Genomic DNA, 23,476 nt, shown 5'->3' with positions numbered 1-23,476 from the left:
GTACGGGTTCAGGCGACCCCCACCCCGCCGTCCGAGTGCACGACGGTCCCGGTGATGCCGCGGGCCCGGTCGGACGCGAGGAAGACGTAGCTCGCGGCGTGGTCCTCCCCGGTCAGGGCGACCGACAGTGGGGTGCGGCCCTTGAGTTCCGCTGCCCGGTTCGGGGTGGCGCCGAGCTCGCGGTCAGCCTGGCCCAGGCTGTGCGGGCCGCGCAGCTGGGTGGCGAGGGTGCCGCCGGGGGCGACGCCGTTGACCCGGATGTCGGGGGCGAGTTCGTGCGCGAGGGCGGTGACGCAGCCGCGTACCGCGAACTTGGAGCCGACGTAGAGGATGCCGCCGCGCCCCGGGTAGAAGCCGGAGGTCGAGACGGTGAGCACGATCGACCCGCCGTTCTCTTGCAGCTGTGGCAGGGCGGCCTTGGCGGGCACCAGTTGGCTGAGCACGTTGGCGCGGTAGAGCTCGGCGAAGCCGTCCTCGAGTTCGTCGTCGCCGAGGTCGGACAGGCCCCGGTAGAAGTCGAAGATCCCGACGCAGTTGACGAGGGTGTCCAGGCCGCCCCAGGCCGTGCCGGCGGCCCGCACCGCCTGCCGGGCGTCGGCCGCCGAGGTGGCGTCGCCCTGGGTGACGACCTCGCAGGGCAGTTGCTCGCACTTGGCGGGGTCCAGTTCCATGGCGGCCACCCGGGCGCCCTCGGCGGCGAAGGCGTCGACCACGGCGCGGCCGATGCCCGAGCCTGCGCCGACGACCAGGGCGCGCCTGCCTGCCAGCCAGCCGGCCATCAGCGGGCCGGTCCGTGCGGGGTGGCCAGAAAGCCGGAGAAGACCTCGTGGTCCTGCCAGGTGAGGGATTCCAGTTCCAGCGGGCACAGCCGGATGCTGCGCCCGGAGCGCGGGCAGGAGATCTGCAGCCTGACGCCGTTGCGCGTGTGCACCACCTCCACCTCGACTTCGGTGTACTCGTTGGCCAGCTTCACAGGGCCGTCCACTACACGCTCCTCACAGAAAGATCGCCAGGTTCTGGGTGCGCAGCACCGACTCGTCGACCAGCACCTCGCGCCGGGCCAGCCGCAGTTCGCCGTGCGGGTCGCGGCGTAGCCGGTCGGTGCGGCCGGCCGAGACCAGGTCGGCCGGCCGCTAGTCGCCGCGGCTGCGGAAGAGCAGCACCGCGGACTCCACGCGCAGCTCGGCATCGTCCGTGCGGAAGGTACGGACGTTGGTGATGAAGTGCCGGATCCGTGAGGGTGGGTCCTCCGTCCAGGCGTGCTCGGTGGCGAAGCGTTCGACGCGCTTGCGCAGCGCGTAGCGGTCCTCGTCGAAGTGGCCCATGTCGGGCAGGGTGTCGAAGCCGGCGCCGCGTGCCGCGGAGACGCGCACCGGCATGGTGTAGCGGACGTCCTCGGTCAGCAGTTCCAGCCAGCCGGTGAAGTCGTGGCGGTCCAGTAGGGCGGCCTCCTCGACGAGGAACTGGTGGGCGTCGAGGTGGTCGGGGTCGGCGTAGCGCAGTGGCTTCATGCGCGGGCTCCCAGGTCCACGGTGCGGGCGGCGGGTGGCGGCGTCTGGAGGTGGTCGCTCCACATCCGCAGCCAGTGACGCTGGTTGAACTCGCCGAAGCCCTGCCGGGCCGACCCGGGCCCGGAGAAGTCCGCCAGCGGCGGGGTGAGGGGCTCGTCGTCGAAGGTGAGGCCCATGCGGCTGTTGAGATTGAGGCGGTGGGCCATCGACCCGGCGGCCATCTCCGTGATCGACACCCAGTTCTCGACGTCGTCCTGCTCGAACATGCCGGAGCTGCCGAAGCACATCAGATACGCCTTGTAGGAGTCCTGCTTGAACTGCTCGGGCGCCTCCGCGTCGACGGCGAACCAGGACAGCACCTCGGTCTCGTTCTGCGACACGGGCTGCCACTGGCGTAGCGACAGGAACGGGACGACGGTGCCTGCCTCGTCGATCTGCGGCCAGTTGTGGACGAAGCTGAGATTGGGAAAGAGCGTGGCGGCGGAGACCATGAAGCCGTCGTCCTCGACCAGCGCGCGCTGCCGCGGTGACCACAGCGTCCGCATCCGCGCGATCATCTCGTCGGGGTAGCCGACATAGCGCAGTTTCTCGCCCAGGTCGCCGGGTGGCAGTTTGTACGTGGTCCCGGCGCCCGGCCCGGCGAAGTAGAGCGCTCCCTCCTTGCGCTTGCTGGCCTTGGGCTCGCGGAAGAGCCCGATGTCGACCACGCTGGCGTGGGTGTGTGGCGTGTGGTAGCTGTCGCCGGCGAAGTTCTCCGCGCCGATCTTCCAGTTGGACTTCACCCGCCAGCGCTGCGGGCCGCGCAGCTCCAGGCCGCTCTCGCTCTGCCGGGTGTAGAGGTCGAGGTAGAAGGCGAAGTCGCCGAGATACTCACGAAGCGGCGGGGCGTCGGGGTCCAGGCTGACGAAGACCATTCCCCGGTAGGTCTCCATGGACGGGGCGGGCAGCAGCCCCTGCCCTTTCTTGGCGAAGCCGCGCTCGCCGCCGTATGCCGACTGGTGGAACGGCAGTCCGACCAGTTCGCCGTCGTTGCGGTAGGTCCAGGCGTGGTACGGGCAACGGAAGTGCGAGGCGTTGCCCAGTTCGGCCCGGCACATCTGCATCCCGCGGTGCAGGCACATGTTGAACATCGCCCGGACCACGCCGTCCTCGCCCCGCGCGACGATGAAGGAGTCGGCCAGGACGCGCCGCACCACGTAGTCCCCGGGCTGCGGGATCTCGGACTCGTGCGCGAGGAAGACCCAGGAGCGGGCGAACAGCCGGTCCCGTTCGAGGGCGAAGACCTCCTGGTTGTTGTAGACATAGGCAGGGATCATGCCCCTGCGCACCTCGGAGACCATCGCTTCGAGGTCGACCGCCATCAGCGTTCCTCCTTCACTCGCGCCACCGGCCCGGCCGGGCTGTGCAGTCCGGCGAGTACGAGCCTGGCGAGGTGGTGGCGCCAGACGGACTCCTCGTTGAGGGGTGCGCCCAGGTCGGGCAGCTCCGCGAGGTCCTCGGGCGACAGCGGTGCCGGATGTCCGCCCGCCTGGGCGACGTTGAGCGTCATCCGGGCCAGCGCCTCGGTGTTGAGGGCCCGGACCACCGCCTGCTGCACGGTGGTGCCGACGGCGGTCAGGCCGTGGCCTCGCAGCACGCAGACGGGCCGGTCGCCCATCGAGTCGAGCATCTCCTCGGCGAGATCCGCGCGCCGGATCAGCACCCCGCGCGGATGGACCGGAATCCCTTCCAGGGCCAGGCGCATGGCCGGGATGTTGTAGGCGCCGACGATCGGCCGGAGCGCCAGCCCGGCCAGATCGGCGGCGACCAGGGCCGGCGGGTGGGCGTGCACCACGGCCTGAACCTCGGGGTGCCGGCGCATCGTCTCGGCGTGGATGGGCAGTTCGCTCGGTACGGCGTAGCCGTCCGGCAGCTCATGCGGGCCGTCCAGAGCCACCGGGTGCACATCGGCGGCGGTGGTGAAGAGCAGTCCGCGCTCCTGGGGCCCTCGGCAGCGGACCAGCATCCGGTCCGGCCCTATGCGCACGCTCACATGGCCGAGGACGTCCTCGGCCAGACCTTGGTGGGCCAGTACCCGGCAGGCCAGGGCGACGGTGCGCCGAAGCTCGTCAAGGTCCACACAGCTCCTCGAATCTGACATCCAGAAATTTTCGATGCCGCGAGTCTGCTCTGAAGAAATCAAATCTGCAATCATCCCTGCACCAGAACCCGACGGAGGGTCAGGGGATGCAGAGCTTCATCCATGTCCTGGAATGGCGGGCCACGACACGACCCGAGGTACTCGCCCTCGCAGACGACCGGGGCCGGCGACTGACCTACGCACAGCTGCTGGCCACCGTGGAGCGTCGGGCGGGCGGCTGGGCGGAACAGGGAGTGCGCCCAGGCGACGTGGTGGCGGTCGTCGCCCGCAACAGCGCCGACTTCCTTCTCCACGCCTTCGCACTGATGCGCGCCGGGGCTCTGCCGGCACTGGTCAACTGGCGGCTCTCACAGGCCGAGTTGACCCAGCTGTTCGCACTGCTGGAACCGGTCGCTCTGGCCGCCGACGCCGAGTTCACGGCCCAGCACCTGCCCGGCCCGGCATTGCGCGTACGAATCGGAGGCGGCCGGGTGCCCGAGGGATGGCTGGACGGCGACCGGCTGGACGCGCCGCCTCCACCCCGCCCGACGGAGCAACTCACAGGTGAGGCCCCGATGGCCCTGGTCCACACCAGCGGCACCACCGGGCGTGCCAAGGCCATCCCGCTGCGCCACGGGGCGGTCTGCCAGAGCGTGGCCGCCTTCGCCTTGGAGATCGGCGACCAGGTGGCCGGCTCCCGGCATCTGCAGCTGATGCCACTGTTCCACCTGGGCGGCTTCGGTCAAGCGCTCCAGGTCCTGCTCACCGCGGGCACGCTGCACATCCACACGGCGGTCGACCCGGCCTCCGCGATCGACGCCGTCGCGAGCGACCGGATCCAGTTCTTCACCGCGGGACCCTCGCTGATCCAGCTGCTGATCCGAGAGGTCCGGCGGCGGGAGGCGCCCCCCGATGTGTCCAGTCTCGTGGAAATCGCCTACGGCTCCGCCCCGATCACACCGACGACGCTCGGCGCGGCCCTGGACACCTTCGACTGCCGGTTCCGGCAGATCTACGGCAACACCGAGTGCCAGAGCATGGTGAGCCTGCTCGCCCCGGAGGACCACCGGCCCGGGCACCCTCATCTGGCCAGCGCGGGCCGGATCTCCTTCGGCTGGGAGGCGAAGATCGTCGACCGGGAGGGCAACCGGCTCCCCGCAGGTGCCGCGGGCGAATTACTCATCCGCGGCGACTGCCTCTTCCACGGTTACTGGCGCGACCCCGAGTCGACGGCCGAGGCCTTCACCCCCGACGGCTGGTACCGCACCGGCGACATCGCGCGGCTCACCCCCGACCGCTACCTCTACATACTCGACCGCGCCAAGGACATGATCATCAGCGGTGAGGAGAACATCTACCCGGCCGAGGTCGAGGCGGTGCTGGCCCGGCATCCCCAGGTCGCCGAGGCCGCCGTCGTCGGCCGGCCGGACGCGACGTGGGGCGAGACCGTCCACGCGGTCGTGGTCACCACCCCCGGCACCACGCTCACCGGCCCCGAGCTGATCGCCTGGTGCCGGGAGCGGCTGGCGCACTACAAGTGCCCCAAATCCGCGGAGTTCGCCGCCACCCTCCCGCGCACCACGACCGGCAAGGTCCTCAAGCGGATGCTCCGCGCCCGCTGCACGACCGTCTCCACGGCATCCGACGTCCCCAGAAGGGAAGCCCCATGAGCGACCAACTCCTCGACCGATTCTTCGCCGCCATCGAGGCCGGCGACATCGACACCGTTCGCGACCTCTACTCCCCCGATGCCGTGGTCTGGCACAACGACGACCTGGTCGAGCAATCGGTCGAGGACAACCTGAAGGTGCTGGGCGCGCTCAGCCGCGTGATCGAAGGTCTCCACTACGAGGTCGTTCGCCGCGCCCCACTGCCTGACGGCGCCCTCCAGCAGCACATCCTGCACGGGCGACTTCCGGACGGCACCGAAGTGGCGCTGCACGCCGCGATGTACCTGCGGGTGCAGGACGGCCGGGTCAGCCGCATCGAGGAGTACCTCGACTCCGCGCAGCGGTCGGCGATCCGCGCCGCCCGGGAGGCCGCATCCCCGTCCTGACCACCGACCGCTGTCCTCCCGCGCGGGCGAGTGAACTTGACGAGTTGTCTGGACGTACTCGCAGTCGGCCCGGTGCGGACTCGGCACTCTCCACCCGGCCCTGCTCCGCAACGCAGCCCGCCCTGCCTCGCAGCGGGGACATCGTGCAAGGAAGGCTGGGGAATGGTGAGCCCGCCAGCTCCGAGGCCGTGATCCACGTCGCCTCGATCGACAACCTCACCACGCGCATCACGGACGAGACGACATCCACCCCGCGAGGAACTTACTAGTTAGGGACACCAGGCCGCCGGTGCCCGCCTCCTTCGTCGGCCGGGATGCGCCGTCGCGGCGGCAGACGAGGCGTCAAGGTGATCGGCGGTCGCCCGAGACAGAGCGCGCACCCGTGCGTCGCGGCCGGTGCCCCTGCCAGGCCCTGCGGGTGCACCCCTCTCGACCAGCTCCACGACCCGGACCCGGACTTGCTGGAGTGGATCCGTTGCCGCTTCCGTTCGAGCTGGAGGGAGACGCGGCGAAGGAGTTGGCTGGTCTTGTCGCGCCATCGACAGCGGCCTCGGACGGCGAGGACGGCCAAGGTCAGGACGGCCGTAAAACCGTGCATCGCGCCGGTTAAGATCCCGGCATGGCTCTGACCCTGAGTGACGTGGACCGGTTCGAGGCGGCCAGGCCCCGTCTCGAGGCCATCGCCTACCGCATGCTCGGCTCGGCGAGCGAGGCGGAGGACGCCGCACAGGAGACCTATCTGCGCTGGCAGGCCGCCGATGCCGAGCACATCGAGGTGCCCGAGGCCTGGCTGACGAAGGTACTCACCAACCTCTGCCTCAACCAGCTCACTTCGGCCCGTGCGCGCCGCGAGACATACGTCGGCCAGTGGCTGCCCGAACCGCTGCTCGACGGGGACCCGATGCTGGGCCCGGCGGAGACGGCCGAGCAGCGCGAGTCGGTGTCGTACGCCGTGCTGGTCCTTTTGGAGCGGCTCTCGCCCAACGAGCGTGCGGTGTACGTGCTGCGCGAGGCGTTCGCCTACTCCCACCGGGAGATTGCCGCGATCTTGGACCTCAGCGAGGCGGCCAGCCAGCAGATCTTCCATCGCGCGAAGAAGCATGTGGCGCAGGGGAGGGCGCAGGCGGCTTCGGGCGAGGGTGCTGCCGGCGGGGCACTGGCCGCAATCGACGAGGCGGCCGCGCGCCGTGTCGTCGAGGAGTTCCTCGCTGCGGCGACCAGTGGTGAGACCGGGCCGCTGATCAGGCTGCTCACTTCAGACGCCATCGCGGTCGGCGACGGTGGCGGGAAGGTGCCGGCCCGGGCCAGCGCCTTCGAGGGCGCACTCGCGGTGGCGAAGTTCCTGCGCGGGCTGTTCAAGCCGGCCCAGGCCAAGCGGGATCTGGTGGGCGGTTCGCCCGATCTCTACGCAACCACCGCCAACGGCAGCCCCGCGGTCGTCGCGGTGATCGACGGGCGAGTCTTCGGCATCATGTGCCTGGAGCGGACACGGGAGGGCATCGTCGCGGTCCGCAGCCAGGTCAACCCGGACAAGCTGGAGCGCGCGACCGAGCGGTGGGCCGCGGGCGATTTCGGTACTCCGGTCCTGGCCGAAGCCCTCTGAACCGCTGCGTGACGCAGGTCACACGTCTCTCCTGTCAGGAATCCGCGGGCTGCCCGGTTCAAGGGGCGTGACCGGGCCACAAGGCGCCGGACCCGCGCAGACAGGAGCCAAGAAAATGCAGCACCGCATCATCGTCCTCGGCGGCGGCTACAGCGGAGCGATCGCGGCAGGCCGGCTCGCCAAGCGGCTGCGCCGCGAGGACGTCGCCATCACCCTCGTCAACGCCGAACCCGATTTCGTCGAGCGGGTCCGGATGCACCAGCTGGCCGTGGGCCAGGAACTGACGCCGCGCCCGCTGCGTGAGATGTTCGCGGGCACAGGCATCGAACTGAAGCTCGCGAAGGCCACGGCGATCGACGTGGACCGCAAGACGGTCACCGTCAAGAGCGCCGGCAGCCCGGAACAACTGTCGTACGACACCCTCGTCTACGCCCTCGGCAGCGGATGGAACGCAGGCGGCGTCCCGGGCGCCGCCGAGCACGGCCACCAGATCGCGGGCCGCCCCGGCGCGCTCCGGCTGCGCGAGCGCCTGGCCCAGCTCACCGAGGGCGAGACCGTGGCCGTCGTGGGTGGCGGCCTGACCGGACTGGAGTTCGCCACGGAGGTGGCCGAGGCCCGCCCCGACCTCGATGTCGCGCTCGCCGCGCGCGGCGAACTGGGCGACTGGCTCTCCCCCAAGGGCCGCACACACCTGCGCAAGGTCACCGACAAGCTCGGCATCACCGTGTACGAGAACGCGCCGGTGACCACGGTCGAGGCGGACCGGATCACGACCGCCGACGGCCAGGCCATTGCGGCCGCCGTCACCGTCTGGACCACCGGCTTCGCGGTCCACCCACTGGCGAAGGCCACGAGCCTCGAGCTCGCGGACACCGGCCGGATCGCGGTCGACGCGACGATGCGCTCACTCTCACACCCGGACGTGTACGCGATCGGCGACGCCGCTCACGCGCTGGGCGCCGGCGACAAGCCACTGCGTATGTCCTGCGCCTCGGGCGCCCCCATGGCATGGCGGGCCGCGGACTCCATCGCAGCCCGCCTCAGCGGCGGCACGCCGGCAAGCGCCCCGCTGCGCTACTTCAACCAGTGCATCTCGCTCGGCCGCATGGAAGGACTCATCCAGTTCGTCACCGCCGACGACCGCTCCGTCAACCACACCCTGGCCGGCCGCTTCGCAGCCCGCTACAAGGAGTTGGTCTGCAAGGGCGCCCTCTGGGGCGTCGCCAACCCGACACTGGGCATTCCGGCACGACGACGGCGAGTAGTGGCCGACCACCTGGCGGCAAAGGGGACGACACGGGCGGCAGCCTGAAGCACGCACCACCTTGCGCACGACACGCAAAACCCGGACAACTCCGAGGCCTTCCGCCTGCACCCGACCACACCACCAGCCATGTTCAGACAGATGAAGGGGAGCAACGGCGTGGACTTCCTGTTCACCTGCCGATGATGCGGCGAAGAGAACGTCCCGCCCCCGCGCTGGAGTTGCCCACACCTGAACTCCCGGGAACTGCACGGGGAAAAGGGAGGTTCCGCCTGTCATGCACCGGCATCAGGCGGGCGGACGCCGCTTCGTCGCGCCGCCGCCGTATCTGTTCAACGCAATCAGCGTGACCCCGCCGGGCTTCTTCGACCCAGCAGTCCAACAGGTCAAGGGCAGCCTTCTTGAATCCTCCCCCTCCTCGAGGAGGGGGGGATTCCTGGCTCACGTCAGCTGCGGGCCTGCGACCTCGCAGCTCTCCCACGATCAGCACACCAGCCGGGTTGAGACCAGCCCGCACCGGCATCACGCGGGCGGAGTTCTTGTCCCTGGGCGAGACGGCTCCGCACACGGTGCAGCTGTAGGTACATTCCGAAAGAGGCAGCGCGTGCTTGGTTCTCCCTCCGCACAGCCCTCGCGGACCACAAGCGGTCAGCTGCGGTAGCAGTACGAATCCGAGGAGGCGTCGCCGCCTTGCAGGCGCGTCTGATGCACGCGCAAACCCAGGAAGTCCGGGCCGTGCGGGTAGAAGCGGCTGTCGGCACAGAGCCCGCCGTGCGAGGTGTCGGCGTCGAGTTTGACCATCCACGGGTCGATACCTGCGGGATAGAACTGCGCGTCCCAGGTGCTGTACAAGGAGTTCGTCAGGTACACGCGCCGCCCATCGCGGCTGAGCTCGACCATCTGCGCTCCGCCGGTCAGTGGAGTGTCCGGCTCGGCGGGATGCGGCTGTCGGCTGACGATGCCGCCCAGACGCACGGCCGCGGTCTGCCTCGGATGGAACGGGTCGCTCACATCGTATTGGTGCAGATCACCGGTTCCCCATGTGGATACGTACAGCCACTGGTCGTCCACCGACAGGTCGATGTCGGTGATCAGTGGAGGAACGGCGCCGAACGGCTGCAGCGCCGGCGGCAGGTCCTCCGTTCGTGCGGGCTCGGCAGGGATGGTGATCACCTTGCGGACCACGAATTCCTCGCCTTCCCGGTTCCACAGCCACACCGACGCCGACAGGTCCTCGACGTTGACCACGGCGTGTGCGAACCCCCACGTCGCCCCGGGGTCGTGCGCGGGACGCAGCTCCAGCACCATCTGGTTCTCGTCCCCCAGATCGACGCGCTGCAGGTGCCGACCGGAGTCCAGCTCCCAAAAGTGCAGCGAGTGGCCGTACTGGCGATCCAGCAACTGTTCGGGAACGAGGCCGTTCTCGTACATCGAGGGGGTGCCCCACTCGCTGGTCACAGCGATGTTCTGGCGCAGATGCCACCAGAGGTCGTAGGCGAACCGCTGCGGTCCGCGCTCACTCTCCCAGGCACGCAGCACCTCGAAGCTTTCATGGCCCAGCAGCGCGACGCCGCCAGGCCCGTCCGCGCCGTCCGCGCCGCCCAGGCAGGACAGGAACACCCCGTCGGGACCGCAGTGGAGTGTGTGCGGACGTGAGTACTCGGCCTTGGCGGCCAGCTCCTCGGACTCGACCACCTTGACCAGGCGCGGGTGGGCGGGATCGGGACCGGTGTCAAAGATGTGCAGCCGCGACGAGCGCAGTCCCGGGATGATGAGGTAGCGCCGCGCAGCGTGATGATGACCGGCATGGGCCAGCGCGCTCGAGCAGGCGTTCCAGCCGAAATGGTGCAGTTCGTTGCCCAGGCCAGGCAGCTCGGCATGGGAAATCACGCGGCCGTATTCGGGGGATTCAGGGTCGGTGCCGATGGTGAACAACGCGTCCGCGCGTCGTGCGGCCGGGTCGAAACCGACGACGTAGGCGAGCTTCTCCGGCGGCGCAGCGACGGCATCCGCCGGGGTGCGGTACAAGGTGGAGTCACGGTGGCCGTCGCGGTCGTGAGCGTGCTCAGTCGCCCTCATGGCTGTTCCTTACTCCCGAACGGGAGCCTGGATCCGGGGGACTTCCGACAGACAGCCGGACTCAACCGTTCGAGATCTACGTGCCGACGCGGGACAGGTATGCCATGAAATGAGCGTTTCACAGTCCCGAAGCCCTGCCAAACCGACAGCGCGAGGGACGCGAACCGCCTCAACGCACGGCTCGCTCGCGGCACACCCGAAAGCGACGGCACCGAGGGGACACAGCCCTCCCGACCGCCTTGCGCACTCTCCAGCGCCTCGGCCTCACCGGAGCGCCCCACGCTCCCGAGCAGACCACCACAGCAGCACAGTGCCGGAAACCACGACTACCCCTCCCCCCGGACACGGGCACGGGTACAGACACGGGCACAGACGCAGACGCGGGCGCGGGCGCGGGCGCGGACAGGGCAACCCCCAGACGACCGCTCGTAACTCGACCGGAGGTCGAGAGATCACTCAAGCATCCGTCCAGGCTCCACTCCAGTGGCGGCATTCCCTCACTCATCCAGACCTCCAAGGACTGCGCCACAAGCCGGGCCTTCACCGCACTACGACCACCACACCCCACCGGCCCACCGGCCCACCGGCCCACCGGCCAGAGAAGGACAAGGCCGCCACCCCCAGCCCGCACCCCCACCCTCGCGGCAGAACCTGTCCCGCCTGCCAAACGCCCCGCCCATGGCATCAGGCGGGACAGCCACGCACGTCGAGCCCTCCGCCACCCACACTTCCCAAAAGGATCACGGCCCGTCACCTTCGAATCGAAGACGCCGACCCGCACACAAGCCTTCACATCCCACGCCAGATACACAGAGGAGACCGATGACAAGCACGACCGTGTGAAGGCGGCAGGAATCACTGACGCCAGGTCACAAAGTGACCGCCCCTCACCACCCCCAAGACCCACAGGGGTTCATTGCCGGCCGGGCGCTTCACACAATCGAGGTGCGGCCAGAACCCCGCTGCACCTGCAACGTCGCCCTCGCGCCCCCTGTCACACCGCACGGAAAGCCCGGGTGACCCGGCGGCCCTTCAGCCGGCCCCGGGGGAAATGCTCTTCGGCATGGCCACGACGTCGCCCTCCCCGCCCGCCGGACTGGCAGGGATGTCTGCCTCTATCCCTGGGGCGCCGGCGTCGACGTAGGTGTCGACCTAGGCGTACGCGGACACGACGGGGCCCATGCGGACTCCCTCACCCCCCTCCGGCCATGCAGCTGGCCCGGCCCGTGACAGGCCCCGTGCCGTCACCGGTTCGCGGAGTTGTCCTCCTCGAGGATCTCGCCCGTGTGAGCGTTGAGCTCGATCCACCACACCACCCCGGCAGCATCCTCGACCTCGACGGCGAACCGGTAGCGGCCAGGCGCAGACTCGTCCTCCCCGTACTCGAACCCAAGGACGTCCTTCCTCGCCGGATGCCGAGCAGCGGCGATCCGCTCAAGCTCGTCACGCGGCATCACCTGGCCGGCTTCAACGATCTGCCGCGCCTGCTCCCTGTCGATGCGTCTCATACCGCCACGGTATGGCGCCCTCCCCCACCCGGCGACCGGTGCACACCCCCCGGCTCGACGACGGCTGGTGGAAATTCGCCAAGCAGGTCGACACCCTCAACGCCGGTGAGGCCTTCGGATCGGGCAAGGCCGCCATGACCATCGAGGGCAGCTGGCTCGACGGCCGGCTCGCCCACGACTACCCAGACACCAAATACAAGCTCCTCGACCTGCCCAAGGGCCCCGGCGGCGCCGGCAGCCTGGCCTTCAGCACCTGCTGGGGCGTCGCGCAGAAGTCGAGGCACCACTCGGCAGCCGTCGACCTCGTCCAGTACCTGTCCGCATCCGAACAGCAGACGGCCATGGCGGAGAAGTTCGGCGCCCTTCCGGTCCGCAAGGCCGCCGCCGCCACCTATTTCGCCGAGCACCCCGAGTTCAAGCCCTGGTCACCCAGGGCCAAGGGGCTGCAGGGCCCGGTGACCGTCAAAGGCATGGACAAGGCGCTCAGCCAGTTCAACAGCGAGCTGCTCAACCTGAAGACCGCCGACCCGAAGACGATCCTCGGCAACCTGCAGCGCAACGGCGCACCGATTCTGAAGGAGGCCACCCAGTGACCTCCCGTACGACCGCCGCGGGCCCCTCCCTGCGCCGCCGTGAGGGCGCCTGGGGCTGGCTGTTCGTCAGCCCCATGGTCCTCGTCCTCGGGCTGTTCCTCGCACTGCCGATCCTCATGGCGCTGTGGGTGTCGTTCCTGCACTGGGACGGCCAGTCCAACCCGTTCACCGGCGGCAAGGCCACTTTCGCCGGCCTGGACAACTACAAGGCGCTGCTCACCCAGGACGGTCTGGACCGCACCCTGTTCGCCACCTCGCTGCGCAACAACGCCTACTACGTACTCCTCTCCGTGCCTCTGGCCACCGGCGTCGCCCTCGCCCTCGCCATGATCGTCAACCAGCGCATGCTCAAGGGCCGCAGCGCCCTGCGCACCGCCTTCTACTTCCCCTCGGTCACCTCCACGATCGCCGTGTCCACGGTCTTCCTCTTCCTTTTCCAGGGCAGCGGCGCCGTCAACAACCTGCTGTCGTGGGTGGGTATCAAGGGCCCGAACTGGCTCAACGACTCCCGCGGCGTGATCTGGGCCGTACTCGGCGGCCTCGGCCTGATCGACCCGGCCAACCCACCGGGGGCCCATCACATGCTCATGGGCCCGCCACTGAGCGAATGGCTGGCCGGACCGTCCATCGCCCTGCTCACCATGATCCTCATGACGACCTGGACCAGCTCCGGCACCTTCATGCTGATCTTCCTCGCAGCCCTGCAGAACGTGCCGCGCGAACTGGAGGAGGCCGCGGCCCTCGACGGCGTCACCCGCCGCCGCATGCTGTGGCACGTCACGCTGCCCGCCATCCGCCCGGTCCTCTTCCTCGTCCTCACCCTGGCACTGATCGGCAGCTGGCAGGTCTTCGACATGGTGTACGTCATGGGCCACGGCGCTCCCGCGAACACCACCCTCACTCCCGCCTACCTCTCCCACGAAGCCGCCTTCTCCAACGCCGACTTCGGCCAGGGAGCGGCCATCGCCTTCCTCCTCTTCGCGCTCATCCTCGTGCTCGTCGGAGCCCAGCGCTGGCTCCTTCGCGAGCGCCCTGCCAAGGAAGGGAGCCCGGCATGACAACGGTCACCGAAACCCCGGCCCATACCGACGACACCCCGGCCACCGCCTCGCCCCTTCCCGTACGGCGCCCACCCCACAAGGAGAAGAAGACTCCCGACCGCCCCGTCCTCAAGCGCTTCCCACCGGCTGCCCGCGCCCTGGGCTACGCCGTCGTCATCGGGATCGGCCTGCTGTACCTGCTCCCCTTCGTGCTGCAGTTGGCCAACAGCCTCAAGACCGACACGGCGGCCTCCGCCAACCCGCTCGCCCTGTGGTCCACCACCCCGACCACCGCCGCATACCAGCGCCTGTTCGGCCTGGCCGACTCGGCGGACAGCGTGCCCTTCCTGCGCTGGCTGTCCAACTCGTTCGTCGTCACCGTCCTGGTCACGGCCGGGCGTGTGCTCTTCGACTCGATGGCCGGCTACGCGCTGGCCCGGCTCCGCTTCCCCGGCCGAGGACTGCTGAGTGTCTGCGTCCTCGCGGTGATGGCGGTCCCCCGGCATCGTGCTCCTGATCCCCAAGTTCCTGGTCCTGAACACGTTCTACCTGTTCTGCAGCTACATGGGCATGGTGGTACCGCTGCTCGTGGACGCGGCCGGGATCTTCATCATGAAGCAGTTCTTCGAGCAGCTGCCGCGCGAAGTGGAGGAGGCGGCCCGCATCGACGGCGCCGGGGTCTTCCGTACGTTCTGGTCAGTGGTCCTTCCCATGGCCCGCCCGGCGCTCATCACCCTCACGATCCTGTCCTTCCAGGGCTCGTGGAACGAGTTCACCCACTTCCTCGTCGCCACCCAGTCCGAGCAGTACGAGACCCTGACCACCGGCCTCGCCAGGTTCGTCTCCGGCGGCCTGGGCGGCGGCAACCAGTACCCGCTGAAGCTCGCGGCGGCCGCCCTGTCGACCATCCCCGTCGCGGTCCTGTTCTTCCTCTTCCAACGCCACTTCATCCGCGGCGCCAATGCAGGCGCCGTCAAGGAATAACCCCGCGGCGCATCGCCGTCACGCGTCTCCGGGCCCCGCACGACCTGACCCGCACGGGGCCCGGTCGCGGTCCTCGGCCGTCCCTGCGTGCTGCTCGTGGCATCACGCCCCATGCTGACCCTCAAGCGCTCGCCGTCCGGCGTCGCGAGTCCGGCCACGCCGCCGACCCCGTCGCGATGAACCGTGCGGTCGACCTCGATCGGTTCGCCGGCGGCGAGGGCAGCCGTGCCGTTGCGCGCCCTGGGTCGTCAACCTGTCGGCCCAGCGGCAGGATGGATATGACAGCTCTCGGGCCATCAGAGAGGGAGCTGGCGAGATGAGCTCAGAAGAATCACCCCGGGACGAGATGCCGGAGCGCGATGCATGGCCTGTACCTCCGGGAGAGCTCCTCGACCTGCTCAGTGTGTCCGCGATCGTACTGGACGACGGCGGACGAATCGTGTTCTGGAGCCCCCAGGCGAGCGAGGTGTTCGGATACTCCGCCACCGAGGCTCTGGGCCGGTACGCAGCCGACCTCCTGGTCCAGGAGGAGCACCGTGAACTGGTGATCAAGCTGTACGCCGAGGTGATGGGCACCGGGGCGAGCTGGGCCGGGGCCTTCCCCATCCGGCACAAGGACGGCAGCGTCCGCCTGGTGGAGTTCCGCAATATGCGGCTGCTGGACGATCGCGGTGACGTGTACGCACTGGGCATCGCTGCCGATCAGAGCACGCTGCAGCGGATCGAGACTCAGCTGGCGTTGTCGGACCATCTGGTGTCGCAGTCCCCCGTCGGAATCGCGCTCCTGGACGCCGACCTGCGCTACCTTTTCGTCAATCCTGCGCTGGAACGTATCAATGGTGTCGCGGCGGCGGACCACATCGGCCGCCGGCCGCGGGACGTTCTTGCGCTGCTGGACATCGACACCATCGAGTCCGCGTTGCGACAGGTACTGATCACTGGCACTGCGTTGATCGACCAGTACCACGTCGGCCACACCGTCCTGGATCCCGACAACGATCATGCCTGGTCCGTGTCGTACTACCGCATCGACGGGCCCGGCGGGCGGGTGATCGGGGTAGCGATCTCGGTCATCGATGTCAGCGAACGTCACCGAGCCGCCGCCGAGGCCGACCGGGCACGGCGCCGTCTGGCCACCATCGCCGACGCCTCCGCGCGGGTGGGAACCAGCCTGGACGTGGAGCGGACCGCGCAGGAGCTGGCAAAGGTCGCGGTGTCCGATCTCGCCGATGTCGCGGCGGTGGACCTCCTCGACGACGTCCTGGCCTTCCGCCGGACGGAGAGCACTCATGAAGGCGCTGAGCTCTTCCGCGCTCTCGCCGTGGCCTCCGCCTACCCCACCGAGGCGACCTCGGCCGCAGACGAGGTCGGGCACATCGCCGCCTACGGCGCCAACAGACTGGTCACTCAGTGTGTCCACGCCGGACAGCCCATCGTTGTGGCCAACACCAGCAAAGCCGATCTTCTGCGGATCGCGCGCGACCGCGCAGCCGCGGCCGTCCTTGCCCGGGCAGGGGTCCACTCCTACCTTGCAGTGCCTTTGATAGCCCGCAACGAAGTCCTGGGCGCCTTCGATCTGCTGCGCGCGCACAACCCCCTCCCCTTCGACGAGGACGACGTGATCCTTGCCGGGGAACTCGCCGCCCGGGCAGCAATCGCCATCGACAACGCCCGCTGGCACGAAAGCGTGCGCAACTCCGCCGAGAGCCTCCAGCGCAGCCTGCTGCCAGGCCTCCCTCCCCGACTGACCGGACTGGAGGTCGACGCCTGCTACCAGCCCGCTCAAGCGTCCAGCGAGGTCGGCGGCGACTGGTACGACGTCATACCCCTGGCCGGCGATCGCACCGCACTCGTGGTCGGCGACGTGATGGGCAACGGCATCGACGCTGCCGCGACCATGGGACGCCTGCGCACCGCCACGTGCGCCTACGCCGACCTCGACCTCGCCCCCGACGAGGTGCTCCGGCATCTCGACAAGATCACACGCGGTCTCGAGCACTACATCGCCACGTGCCTGTACCTCGTCTACGACCCCCACCGGCACGAGTGCCGCATCGCCAACGCCGGGCACATGCCCCCCGTCCTCATCCCCAACGGGCATCATCCACAACTGCTGAGCCTGCCCACCGGCGTCCCCCTCGGCGTCGGCGAAGACCACTTCCGCACCACGTCATTCGCCCTCACCCAGGGCGACCGCCTCGTCCTCTACACCGACGGCCTCGTCGAAACCCGCCACCACCCCATCGACGAGCGCCTCGACACACTGCTTGAGATCCTCGAAGAACAGCATCCGCTTGAATCCACCGGGCAATGGCTCCTGAACGCACTGCGACACCCCGACGACCACGACGACGTCGCCCTCCTGATCGCACAGGCACAGCCCACCACCCCAGCCGACCGGCAATAGCCGAATTGAACCCAGCGGAAGCGGGTCAGACCGGCTCTCCCTCCCAGTGCCAGCGCACGGGAGCGTGCGGTGTCGCTGTGGCGGCGTCAGCCGTCGAAACGGAGTTACGGGTGTCCGTCCACGACGTTGGGCATGAGCGTGCCTGCCACGTCGAGGACGGTCGCCGCGATGTCGGTGGCGCTGTGGAACTGGGTCCGGACACCGCCTCGGTCCGTGATTGCCGCCGGCCAGTGCACGACCAGCGGCACCCGGGTGCCGCCTTCGTGGCAGAAGGACTTGTGGAGGCGGTTGGGGGTGTTGCCCGCCATCGCCCAGCCGGTCGCGTAGTGCTATCTGCCGTGTGTACAAGGCGTTCGTCGCCGGTCAGGTCCGCCCATGCGCGAACGCCGGGGTTGCGATCGGGCAGGACAGTACCGAGCGGCACGAGCCCCAGCTCGATCTGGCGCGCGAGCGTCTCCTGAACACATCGCCGCCGCATGGAAGTTGCTGTATCGCAGCCCATCGGTGGCCAGCACGTCGATCGCGGGGGTCTCGACCCGGCCGCCGAGTCCACCGAAACTGCCGAGCTGCGCGAAGCCCACGTCGTCGAGGACGACCATCACCACGTTCGGGGCGCCCTGTCCATGGGCGGGCAGGACCGGCCAGGCTTCCTCGGAGGTGGCCACATCCGGCCCGATGGTCCCCGGGAAGGACTCGCCCTCGGGGGGAAGTGCGCTGCGGAGCCTGGCTGTTGTGCGGTTCAATTTCCAAGGACACAACCCCGTCTCGAGTGATGAGGCCCGAAGCCGCGGCTGCGACCTGGGGCTACCAGAACGGTTGAGACACCTGGCTGTCCGCAAATCTCAGTTGATCTGGACCCTGGCGTCTGAATACTGGCTGTCGTCTCAGTTGATCCGGTCTGCTTCCTGCGTTTCGAATTGGACTAGTGGAAGGCCCTGCGATATTGACCATGCACGATGACCAAGTGGACGTGACCACCGAAATCGTTGCGACCTTGATCCAGGAGCAGTTCCCGCAGTGGAGCGGCAAGGCGCTCCCACTCGTGTCGTCGACCGGGACGGTCCATGCCATCTTCCGGATCGGGAACGACCTCTCTGCGCGTTTCCCACTGCGTCTGGCTGATGCTGCTGAGGTGCTGGCGGTCCTGGAACAGGAAGCCCAGGCGAGCGCGGAGCTGGCACAAGTATCTCGGTTCCCCGCCCCGGAACCCGTCGCCTTGGGAAGACCTGGAGCGGGTTACCCCATGCCGTGGTCGGTCCAGACATGGCTGCCGGGAACGGTCGCCTTTGATGCCGACCCGAGTGGGTCGGACGCTTTTGCCGAGGACCTTGCGGTCTTCATCTCCGCCCTGCGGGACGCCGAGACGCAGGGGCGGCTTTTCAGCGGCGAAAGTCGTGGCGGCGTTCTCGCTCACCACGACGATTGGATGGCGAAGTGCTTCGAGGAGAGTAAAGGGCTGCTCGACGTGCCCCGTCTGCGCCAGGTGTGGAGCTATTTTCGGGAGTTGCCACGTTCGGGTGCCGACGTGATGAGCCATGGTGACTTGATTCCCGGCAATGTACTGGTCGCGGGAGACCGGCTGAGCGGTGTACTCGACACCGGAGGCTTCGGCCCGGCCGACCGCGCGCTGGATCTGGTCAGTGCCTGGCACCTGCTGGAGCCAGGCCCGCGGGTAGTGCTCCGGCGGACACTGGACTGTGACGATCTGGAGTGGGAGCGCGGCAAGGCATGGGCATTTGAACAGGCGATGGGTGTTGTCTGGTACTACGTCGAGAGCAATCCGACGATGAGCAGAATGGGGCGTCAGACGCTCGACCGCATTCTGGAGTCCATGGAGTGATGTCGCCTCGATCGTAGGCCGTGGTAGAGACGATCGCTTGCCGCCTCCACTGGCAGCAGCACCAACGGAACAGATCGGCTGCCGATTGACGCCCTCCCCTGCCCGAGGGCAGGGGATTCCGGTCCGTTCCGCTACGCAGTACCACCTTGGGTTCCTGTTTCACAGGCCTCTGCCGACCGGTGCGGGTCGGTCTTACAAGGCCTCCAGGCCTGACTTTCCGCCCGTCCGGCGGTAGGCCCGACAACTCCGTTGTCGGGCAAGGTGATCCTGGCCATGCCGCCGCGCCCCTCCGGGCCGCTACGGGCAGGATTTCCTACACCTCCACCCTGAAGCGTGGAGCACTGGCAAGTGTTCGGTAGCACCGTGATCCACGCTCGGGCCGTCGCCGGGATCCTCGGTCACCGGCACGGCCTGGATCGGCGCCCGTCCAGCTCCGCCACCCGGTCCGCCAGCAGCACGCGCCGCGCCCGCCACGGCCGCCCCCGCACGTCCCCCCACTCCGGATGGGACTGGACATCCCACACCGAAGCGCGCGGGTTCGCGGAGTCCTGGACCTCGAACGAGCTGAACCCTCACCGTACTTCGGCATTGTGCTGGCTCGATGGTCAGGGTCTCCCCCGGGTCTACGCGACGATTTCCGGAATACCGGCAGGGAGGAGCGTGCCGCCCGTTGCCCCAGCACCCTCGCAGGGCCGCTCAATCTTCGAGTTCGTGGCGGACGCGCCGTGACGGGCTGAACGTGTAGAGGTCGAGGATGCCGGGCGGCTCGGCGAGGCCAGGACCGCCGTTGCGGACCCAGGCGGTGATGTCGGCTGCGGCGCCAGGGTCGTTGACCTGTCCGAGCCAGACCGGGCGTCCGCCGGCCCTGCGGCCTTCGGCTGAGGGCTGAATGACGATGACGTTGGCGCGCTCGCACGCATCCAGGCAGTCGGTGCGCCGGACCATCGCTACTCCGGCCAGCTGGGTGCGCAGGTCGGTGAGTTGGGCTTCGTGGTCCATGCGCGGCACCTTGGCCGCGGTGCCGCAGCAGCAGCCGCGGCAGACGGTGACGGTCGGTCGGGCCGCCCCCGACGCGGGGGCGGCCTTCTTGGCACGGCGGCTCACCGGATGTCCTGTGCGGCGCGGTTCCAGGCGGCGTCACGCAGCAGACGCAGCCCGTTGAGGCCGACGATGACGGTCGATCCCTCATGGCCGAGAACACCCAGCGGTAGCGGCAGGTTGCCCGCCAGGTCCCAGATGACGAGGCCGGAGATGAACACCCCGGCGATGATCAGGTTCTGCACCACCAGGCGTCTGGCCGCCCGCGAGAGGGCGATGACCTTGGGGACGGTGGCGAGGTCATCGCGGACGATGACGGCGTCGGCGGTCTCCAGTGCGAGGTCGGAGCCGGCACGGCCCATGGCGATGCCGGTGTGGGCGGCGGCCAGGGCCGGGGCGTCGTTGACGCCGTCGCCGATCACCAGCGTCTTGCGGCCGCGGGCCTCCAGGCGCCGTACGGCTTCGACCTTGTCCTGGGGCAGGAGTCCGGCGTTGACTTCGTCGCCGGTGATGCCGACCTCTGCGGCCAGGCGGGCGGCGGCGCGGGGGTTGTCACCCGTGACCAGGATCGGAGCGCTGCCGGTCAGGTCGGTCAGGTTGGCGACGGTCGCGGCGGCGTCGGGACGCAGCCGGTCGGCGATGCCCAGCACCCCGACCGGGGTGCTGTCGCGCAGGACCAGGACAGCGGTGCGGCCGCCGTCCTCCAGGTCGGCCGCGGCCTCGGCGGCGCGAACCGCCGCGGTGCCGTCGTCGCCGTCGAGGAGGCGGGCGGGTGCGCCGACCGTGACCGTGTGGCCGTCGACGGTGGCGGTGACACCGACGCCGGGCGTGGAGGTGAAGTCGCGCATGTCGGGGATGGCCAGACCGCGGGTGCGGGCGGCGTCGACGACGGCGCGGGCCAGGGGGTGTTCGCTGGGGTGCTCGGCCGCGGCCGCCAGCGCCAGGAGGGCGTCCTCGGCGAGCCCGGAGCCGGGCAATGGGCGGAGGTCGGTGATGCGGGGGGTGCCCTCGGTCAGGGTGCCGGTCTTGTCCAGGGCGACCGCGTCGACCTGCCCGAGACGCTCCATCACCACGGCGGACTTCACCAGGACGCCGTGGCGTCCGGCGTTGGCGATGGCCGACAGCAGCGGCGACATCGTCGCCAGGACCACCGCGCACGGCGAGGCCACGATCATGAAGGTCATCGCCCGCAGCAGCGAGGCGGTCAGATCCGCGCCGGACGCGAGGGGGACCAGGAAGACCGCCAGGGTCGCGAAGACCATGCCCAGGCTGTAGCGCTGCTCGACCTTCTCGATGAACAGCTGGGTGGGCGCCTTGGTCTCGGAGGCCTCCTCGACCATGGCCACGATCCGGGCGATCACCAAGTCCGAGGCATCCCGCTCGACCTTGACCCGCAGGGCACCGGTCCCGTTCAGGGTGCCGGCGAAGACCTCGTCCCCAGCCTCCTTCGCGACCGGCAGCGGCTCACCGGTGATGGTGGCCTGGTCCACCTCGCCGGCCCCGTCCAGGACGCGGCCGTCCGCGCCGACCCGCTCACCGGGGCGGACCAGGATGGTGTCCCCGACCACAAGATCCTGTGTCGGGACCGTCGACTCGCTCCCGTCGTCGGTCAGGCGGGTGGCGACGGTCGGCGCAAGGTCGAGCAGACCGCGCACCGCGTCCTGGGTACGGGCGGTGGCCAGGGCCTCCAGCGCCCCGGAGGTGGCAAAGATGACGATCAGCAGCGCGCCGTCCATCACCTGCCCGATCGCGGCCGCACCGATCGCGGCCACGATCATCAGCAAGTCCACATCCAGGGTCTTCTCCCGCAGCGCGGTCAGCCCCGCCCAGGCCGGCTCCCACCCGCCGGTGACGTAGGCGGCGGCGTACAGCGAACCCCAGGCCCAGGCGGGTGCGCCGGACAACTGGAGCGGCAGCGCGATCAGGAACAGCAGCGCCGCGGCGGCCCAGCGCGCCTCGGCCAGGGCGAACACCCGCGTACGCCGCCGTGGCGCCGTACGCGGCGGAGCCGGAACTGCCCGTTCAGGCCGCTGCATCAGGTCGGAAGGCATAACAAAACAACCCTTCAGGGCGGAAGACGGCGACACATCATCCACCGTACAGGAACATCTGAACAGGTCTTCAGGTGTGACCGCTAGGATGGGCGCCATGGGTCATGGAGCCGACGACAAGAACCACGCCACCGCTCGCGAGCGCCTGGACGCGGCGGGAGCCACCGACGTGGCCGCCACCCTCCAGGCCCTGGCCACCCCTTCGCGCCTGTACATCCTGGCCCGCCTCCAGGAAGGCCCCTGCGCGGTCGGCGACCTCGCCGAGGCCGTGGGCATGGAAGCCTCCGCCTGCTCCCACCAGCTGCGCCTGCTGCGCAATCTCGGACTCGTCACCGGAGAGCGCCGGGGCCGCTCCATCGTCTACGCCCTCCACGACAACCACGTCGCCGAGCTGCTGGAACAGGCTCTCTTCCACGTCGAGCACCTGCGCCTCGGCCTGCGCGACACCCCCGCCGCCGAAGCGACCCCAGCCGCGGCCCGGCCGTAGCTTTCCCTACCGCAACCACACGCGCTCGTCAGCCACTTGTGGCTGTGTGGGTTACGTAGGGTCGTGACGGCTGTTGTGGGCTGCGCTGTGCCGGAGGGATGAGGCATCCCGACGGCGGAGGGCTGACAGCCGCACTCGACGCCCGGCTGTGCTGCGAGGCTCACTCGCCCACACGGACCGGCACCGGCCTCACACCCGAACACCCCTAACAGGAGGTCTGCCATTCGGTAGGCCCGCTGCCGGGGCGGAGGCGTGTCAGCAGGTGCGGCGTAGGACAGCCCAGCTGCCCCAGCCGGCTTCGGACTCGGTCGCCTGCCAGGTTCCGGGCAGGGCTGCGACGGCAGTGGCGGGCAGGTACAGCGGGCCGTCGCTGCCGAGTTGGTTGATCCACAGCAGTACTCCGTCGTGCGCCAGGACGCGGGCGGTCTCGGTGGGGAACAGCAGCATGTCGATCGCGGCGATGACGGCGACGGAGGAATCGGGCAGAGGCAGTGTGCTTGCGTCGGCCTGGACGCGCACTGGTGAGCGGCCGTGTGCTTGCTGCAGCATGCACAGTGACAGGTCCATGCTGATCACCTGCGGGAAGACGGTGCTCAGCTGGGGAGTGAACAGGCCGGTGCCGGAGCCGAGTTCGAGGCATGGGGTCGCGGGCAGTGGTCCGCCGCGGGTGAGGGCGTCGCGCAGGGGGTCGTCGCGGCCGGTGGCGCGTGTGGTGTCCCAGTCGGCGGCGAGCTGGTCGAACCGCTCGGCGAGGAACTGAGCTGTCTCGGCCGTCCAGGGCCGCCGGCCTGCAGCCAGGTCGAGGGCGAAGGCCCGGAAGACGTCGGCGGTGCCGGTCGGTGGGATCGGTTTGCCGTCCGGGCTGGGCAGGACGCGCGGCAGGGTGGCAGTCACCG

At 69.4% G+C, this 23,476-nt stretch carries 22 protein-coding genes and 2 pseudogenes; 11 read left to right on the top strand and 13 right to left on the bottom strand.

The features are described from left to right. Nucleotides 1-8: 8 nt before the first annotated feature. The 5 genes from hcaB to phtC form a co-directional block, all read right to left on the bottom strand. Complete coding sequence (gene hcaB / locus ACZ67T_RS38355) at nt 9-779, bottom strand: 3-(cis-5,6-dihydroxycyclohexa-1,3-dien-1-yl)propanoate dehydrogenase (protein WP_469990619.1); 771 nt, start codon at nt 777-779, stop codon at nt 9-11. Beyond that, nucleotides 779-985 (bottom strand): dihydrodiol dehydrogenase, encoded by a 207-nt coding sequence (locus tag ACZ67T_RS38350; RefSeq protein ID WP_469990617.1) that lies wholly within the window; start codon nt 983-985, stop codon nt 779-781. Before ACZ67T_RS38350 ends, hcaB begins: the two co-directional genes overlap by 1 nt. A 148-nt stretch (nt 986-1,133) precedes the next feature. Continuing rightward, nucleotides 1,134-1,511: a 3-phenylpropionate/cinnamic acid dioxygenase subunit beta gene (locus ACZ67T_RS38345; protein WP_469990615.1), complete on the bottom strand. Its 378-nt coding sequence runs from the start codon at nt 1,509-1,511 to the stop codon at nt 1,134-1,136. Beyond that, entirely contained in the window at nt 1,508-2,872 is a 1,365-nt protein-coding gene (locus ACZ67T_RS38340) for a Rieske 2Fe-2S domain-containing protein (protein WP_469990613.1), read from the bottom strand. The genes ACZ67T_RS38345 and ACZ67T_RS38340 overlap by 4 nt, the downstream gene beginning before the upstream one ends. Then, nucleotides 2,872-3,630 carry a 3,4-dihydroxyphthalate decarboxylase gene (gene phtC / locus ACZ67T_RS38335; RefSeq protein WP_469990612.1) on the bottom strand — a complete coding sequence of 253 codons (759 nt, stop codon included), beginning with the start codon at nt 3,628-3,630 and terminating at the stop codon, nt 2,872-2,874. Before phtC ends, ACZ67T_RS38340 begins: the two co-directional genes overlap by 1 nt. 107 nt (nt 3,631-3,737) lie before the next feature. On the opposite strand from phtC, the gene ACZ67T_RS38330 reads away from it, so the two are divergent. From ACZ67T_RS38330 to ACZ67T_RS38310, 5 genes and pseudogenes are all read left to right on the top strand, one after another. Continuing rightward, complete coding sequence (locus ACZ67T_RS38330; RefSeq protein ID WP_469990610.1) at nt 3,738-5,300, top strand: class I adenylate-forming enzyme family protein; 1,563 nt, start codon at nt 3,738-3,740, stop codon at nt 5,298-5,300. Continuing rightward, entirely contained in the window at nt 5,297-5,686 is a 390-nt protein-coding gene (locus ACZ67T_RS38325) for a nuclear transport factor 2 family protein (protein ID WP_469990609.1), read from the top strand. Before ACZ67T_RS38330 ends, ACZ67T_RS38325 begins: the two co-directional genes overlap by 4 nt. Nucleotides 5,687-5,862: 176 nt before the next feature. Beyond that, a pseudogene (locus ACZ67T_RS38320) lies at nt 5,863-5,955 on the top strand (IS5/IS1182 family transposase); the annotation flags it as partial. A gap of 350 nt (nt 5,956-6,305) precedes the next feature. After that, nucleotides 6,306-7,289 carry a sigma-70 family RNA polymerase sigma factor gene (locus tag ACZ67T_RS38315; protein ID WP_469990607.1) on the top strand — a complete coding sequence of 328 codons (984 nt, stop codon included), beginning with the start codon at nt 6,306-6,308 and terminating at the stop codon, nt 7,287-7,289. 115 nt (nt 7,290-7,404) lie between these two features. Further along, entirely contained in the window at nt 7,405-8,601 is a 1,197-nt protein-coding gene (locus ACZ67T_RS38310; protein ID WP_469990605.1) for an NAD(P)/FAD-dependent oxidoreductase, read from the top strand. A 398-nt stretch (nt 8,602-8,999) separates the two neighbouring features. On the opposite strand, the pseudogene ACZ67T_RS38305 reads toward ACZ67T_RS38310, so the two are convergent. The 3 genes and pseudogenes from ACZ67T_RS38305 to ACZ67T_RS38295 form a co-directional block, all read right to left on the bottom strand. Then, nucleotides 9,000-9,178 (bottom strand): annotated as a pseudogene (locus tag ACZ67T_RS38305) (RNA-guided endonuclease TnpB family protein); the annotation flags it as partial. 23 nt (nt 9,179-9,201) lie between these two features. Then, a complete protein-coding gene (locus ACZ67T_RS38300; RefSeq protein ID WP_469990603.1) occupies nt 9,202-10,632 on the bottom strand; it encodes a selenium-binding protein SBP56-related protein in 1,431 nt (476 codons plus the stop codon). Nucleotides 10,633-11,876: 1,244 nt separating this feature from the next. After that, nucleotides 11,877-12,140: a PepSY domain-containing protein gene (locus ACZ67T_RS38295; protein WP_469990601.1), complete on the bottom strand. Its 264-nt coding sequence runs from the start codon at nt 12,138-12,140 to the stop codon at nt 11,877-11,879. Between the two features lie 11 nt (nt 12,141-12,151). Here ACZ67T_RS38295 and ACZ67T_RS38290 point away from each other — a divergent pair, with 11 nt between their 5' ends. The 4 genes from ACZ67T_RS38290 (at nt 12,152) to ACZ67T_RS38275 (ending at nt 17,164) form a co-directional block, all read left to right on the top strand. Continuing rightward, nucleotides 12,152-12,733 carry an extracellular solute-binding protein gene (locus ACZ67T_RS38290; protein WP_469990600.1) on the top strand — a complete coding sequence of 194 codons (582 nt, stop codon included), beginning with the start codon at nt 12,152-12,154 and terminating at the stop codon, nt 12,731-12,733. Continuing rightward, complete coding sequence (locus tag ACZ67T_RS38285; protein ID WP_469990598.1) at nt 12,730-13,791, top strand: carbohydrate ABC transporter permease; 1,062 nt, start codon at nt 12,730-12,732, stop codon at nt 13,789-13,791. Before ACZ67T_RS38290 ends, ACZ67T_RS38285 begins: the two co-directional genes overlap by 4 nt. 489 nt (nt 13,792-14,280) lie before the next feature. Then, the gene (locus ACZ67T_RS38280) at nt 14,281-14,757 is read left to right on the top strand and encodes a carbohydrate ABC transporter permease (protein WP_469990596.1); all 477 of its coding nucleotides are present in this window, start codon (nt 14,281-14,283) and stop codon (nt 14,755-14,757) included. 316 nt (nt 14,758-15,073) lie between these two features. Beyond that, the gene (locus tag ACZ67T_RS38275; protein WP_469990594.1) at nt 15,074-17,164 is read left to right on the top strand and encodes a SpoIIE family protein phosphatase; all 2,091 of its coding nucleotides are present in this window, start codon (nt 15,074-15,076) and stop codon (nt 17,162-17,164) included. Between the two features lie 104 nt (nt 17,165-17,268). Here the strand turns inward: ACZ67T_RS38275 and ACZ67T_RS38270 are convergent, their stop codons facing one another. After that, nucleotides 17,269-17,472 carry a sulfatase/phosphatase domain-containing protein gene (locus ACZ67T_RS38270; protein ID WP_469990593.1) on the bottom strand — a complete coding sequence of 68 codons (204 nt, stop codon included), beginning with the start codon at nt 17,470-17,472 and terminating at the stop codon, nt 17,269-17,271. Between the two features lie 21 nt (nt 17,473-17,493). Continuing rightward, nucleotides 17,494-17,763, bottom strand: coding sequence for a hypothetical protein (locus ACZ67T_RS38265; RefSeq protein WP_469990648.1), 270 nt, complete (start codon nt 17,761-17,763; stop codon nt 17,494-17,496). 350 nt (nt 17,764-18,113) lie between these two features. Between ACZ67T_RS38265 and ACZ67T_RS38260 the strand changes: the two genes are divergently transcribed. Further along, the gene (locus ACZ67T_RS38260) at nt 18,114-19,004 is read left to right on the top strand and encodes an aminoglycoside phosphotransferase family protein (protein WP_469990591.1); all 891 of its coding nucleotides are present in this window, start codon (nt 18,114-18,116) and stop codon (nt 19,002-19,004) included. Between the two features lie 696 nt (nt 19,005-19,700). Here ACZ67T_RS38260 and ACZ67T_RS38255 read toward each other — a convergent pair. Both ACZ67T_RS38255 and ACZ67T_RS38250 read right to left on the bottom strand, forming a co-directional pair. Next, nucleotides 19,701-20,108: a (2Fe-2S) ferredoxin domain-containing protein gene (locus ACZ67T_RS38255; protein ID WP_469990590.1), complete on the bottom strand. Its 408-nt coding sequence runs from the start codon at nt 20,106-20,108 to the stop codon at nt 19,701-19,703. Further along, nucleotides 20,105-22,093: a heavy metal translocating P-type ATPase gene (locus ACZ67T_RS38250; protein WP_469990588.1), complete on the bottom strand. Its 1,989-nt coding sequence runs from the start codon at nt 22,091-22,093 to the stop codon at nt 20,105-20,107. Before ACZ67T_RS38250 ends, ACZ67T_RS38255 begins: the two co-directional genes overlap by 4 nt. Before the next feature lie 97 nt (nt 22,094-22,190). Here ACZ67T_RS38250 and ACZ67T_RS38245 point away from each other — a divergent pair, with 97 nt between their 5' ends. Continuing rightward, a complete protein-coding gene (locus tag ACZ67T_RS38245; protein ID WP_469990586.1) occupies nt 22,191-22,580 on the top strand; it encodes an ArsR/SmtB family transcription factor in 390 nt (129 codons plus the stop codon). Nucleotides 22,581-22,835: 255 nt separating this feature from the next. Here the strand turns inward: ACZ67T_RS38245 and ACZ67T_RS38240 are convergent, their stop codons facing one another. Beyond that, nucleotides 22,836-23,474 (bottom strand): class I SAM-dependent methyltransferase, encoded by a 639-nt coding sequence (locus ACZ67T_RS38240; RefSeq protein WP_469990584.1) that lies wholly within the window; start codon nt 23,472-23,474, stop codon nt 22,836-22,838. Between the last annotated feature and the right edge of the window lie 2 nt (nt 23,475-23,476).

It is taken from the genome of Streptomyces sp. NPDC107517 (genome assembly GCF_055582645.1).
The sequence above is the reverse complement of the archived record's forward strand: the minus strand, read 5'-3'. Positions and strand labels throughout refer to the sequence as shown.

Bases quoted from the DNA above. Each gene is read 5' to 3' on its own strand.
- hcaB (WP_469990619.1), bottom strand. From the start codon at position 779: ATGGCCGGCTGGCTGGCAGGCAGGCGCGCCCTGGTCGTCGGCGCAGGC.
- ACZ67T_RS38345 (WP_469990615.1), bottom strand. From the start codon at position 1,511: ATGAAGCCACTGCGCTACGCCGACCCCGACCACCTCGACGCCCACCAG.
- ACZ67T_RS38340 (WP_469990613.1), bottom strand. From the start codon at position 2,872: ATGGCGGTCGACCTCGAAGCGATGGTCTCCGAGGTGCGCAGGGGCATG.
- ACZ67T_RS38330 (WP_469990610.1), top strand. From the start codon at position 3,738: ATGCAGAGCTTCATCCATGTCCTGGAATGGCGGGCCACGACACGACCC.
- ACZ67T_RS38325 (WP_469990609.1), top strand. From the start codon at position 5,297: ATGAGCGACCAACTCCTCGACCGATTCTTCGCCGCCATCGAGGCCGGC.
- ACZ67T_RS38315 (WP_469990607.1), top strand. From the start codon at position 6,306: ATGGCTCTGACCCTGAGTGACGTGGACCGGTTCGAGGCGGCCAGGCCC.
- ACZ67T_RS38310 (WP_469990605.1), top strand. From the start codon at position 7,405: ATGCAGCACCGCATCATCGTCCTCGGCGGCGGCTACAGCGGAGCGATC.
- ACZ67T_RS38300 (WP_469990603.1), bottom strand. From the start codon at position 10,632: ATGAGGGCGACTGAGCACGCTCACGACCGCGACGGCCACCGTGACTCC.
- ACZ67T_RS38295 (WP_469990601.1), bottom strand. From the start codon at position 12,140: ATGAGACGCATCGACAGGGAGCAGGCGCGGCAGATCGTTGAAGCCGGC.
- ACZ67T_RS38290 (WP_469990600.1), top strand. From the start codon at position 12,152: ATGGCGCCCTCCCCCACCCGGCGACCGGTGCACACCCCCCGGCTCGAC.
- ACZ67T_RS38275 (WP_469990594.1), top strand. From the start codon at position 15,074: ATGAGCTCAGAAGAATCACCCCGGGACGAGATGCCGGAGCGCGATGCA.
- ACZ67T_RS38270 (WP_469990593.1), bottom strand. From the start codon at position 17,472: ATGGCGGGCAACACCCCCAACCGCCTCCACAAGTCCTTCTGCCACGAA.
- ACZ67T_RS38265 (WP_469990648.1), bottom strand. From the start codon at position 17,763: ATGGTCGTCCTCGACGACGTGGGCTTCGCGCAGCTCGGCAGTTTCGGT.
- ACZ67T_RS38260 (WP_469990591.1), top strand. From the start codon at position 18,114: ATGCACGATGACCAAGTGGACGTGACCACCGAAATCGTTGCGACCTTG.
- ACZ67T_RS38250 (WP_469990588.1), bottom strand. From the start codon at position 22,093: ATGCCTTCCGACCTGATGCAGCGGCCTGAACGGGCAGTTCCGGCTCCG.
- ACZ67T_RS38245 (WP_469990586.1), top strand. From the start codon at position 22,191: ATGGGTCATGGAGCCGACGACAAGAACCACGCCACCGCTCGCGAGCGC.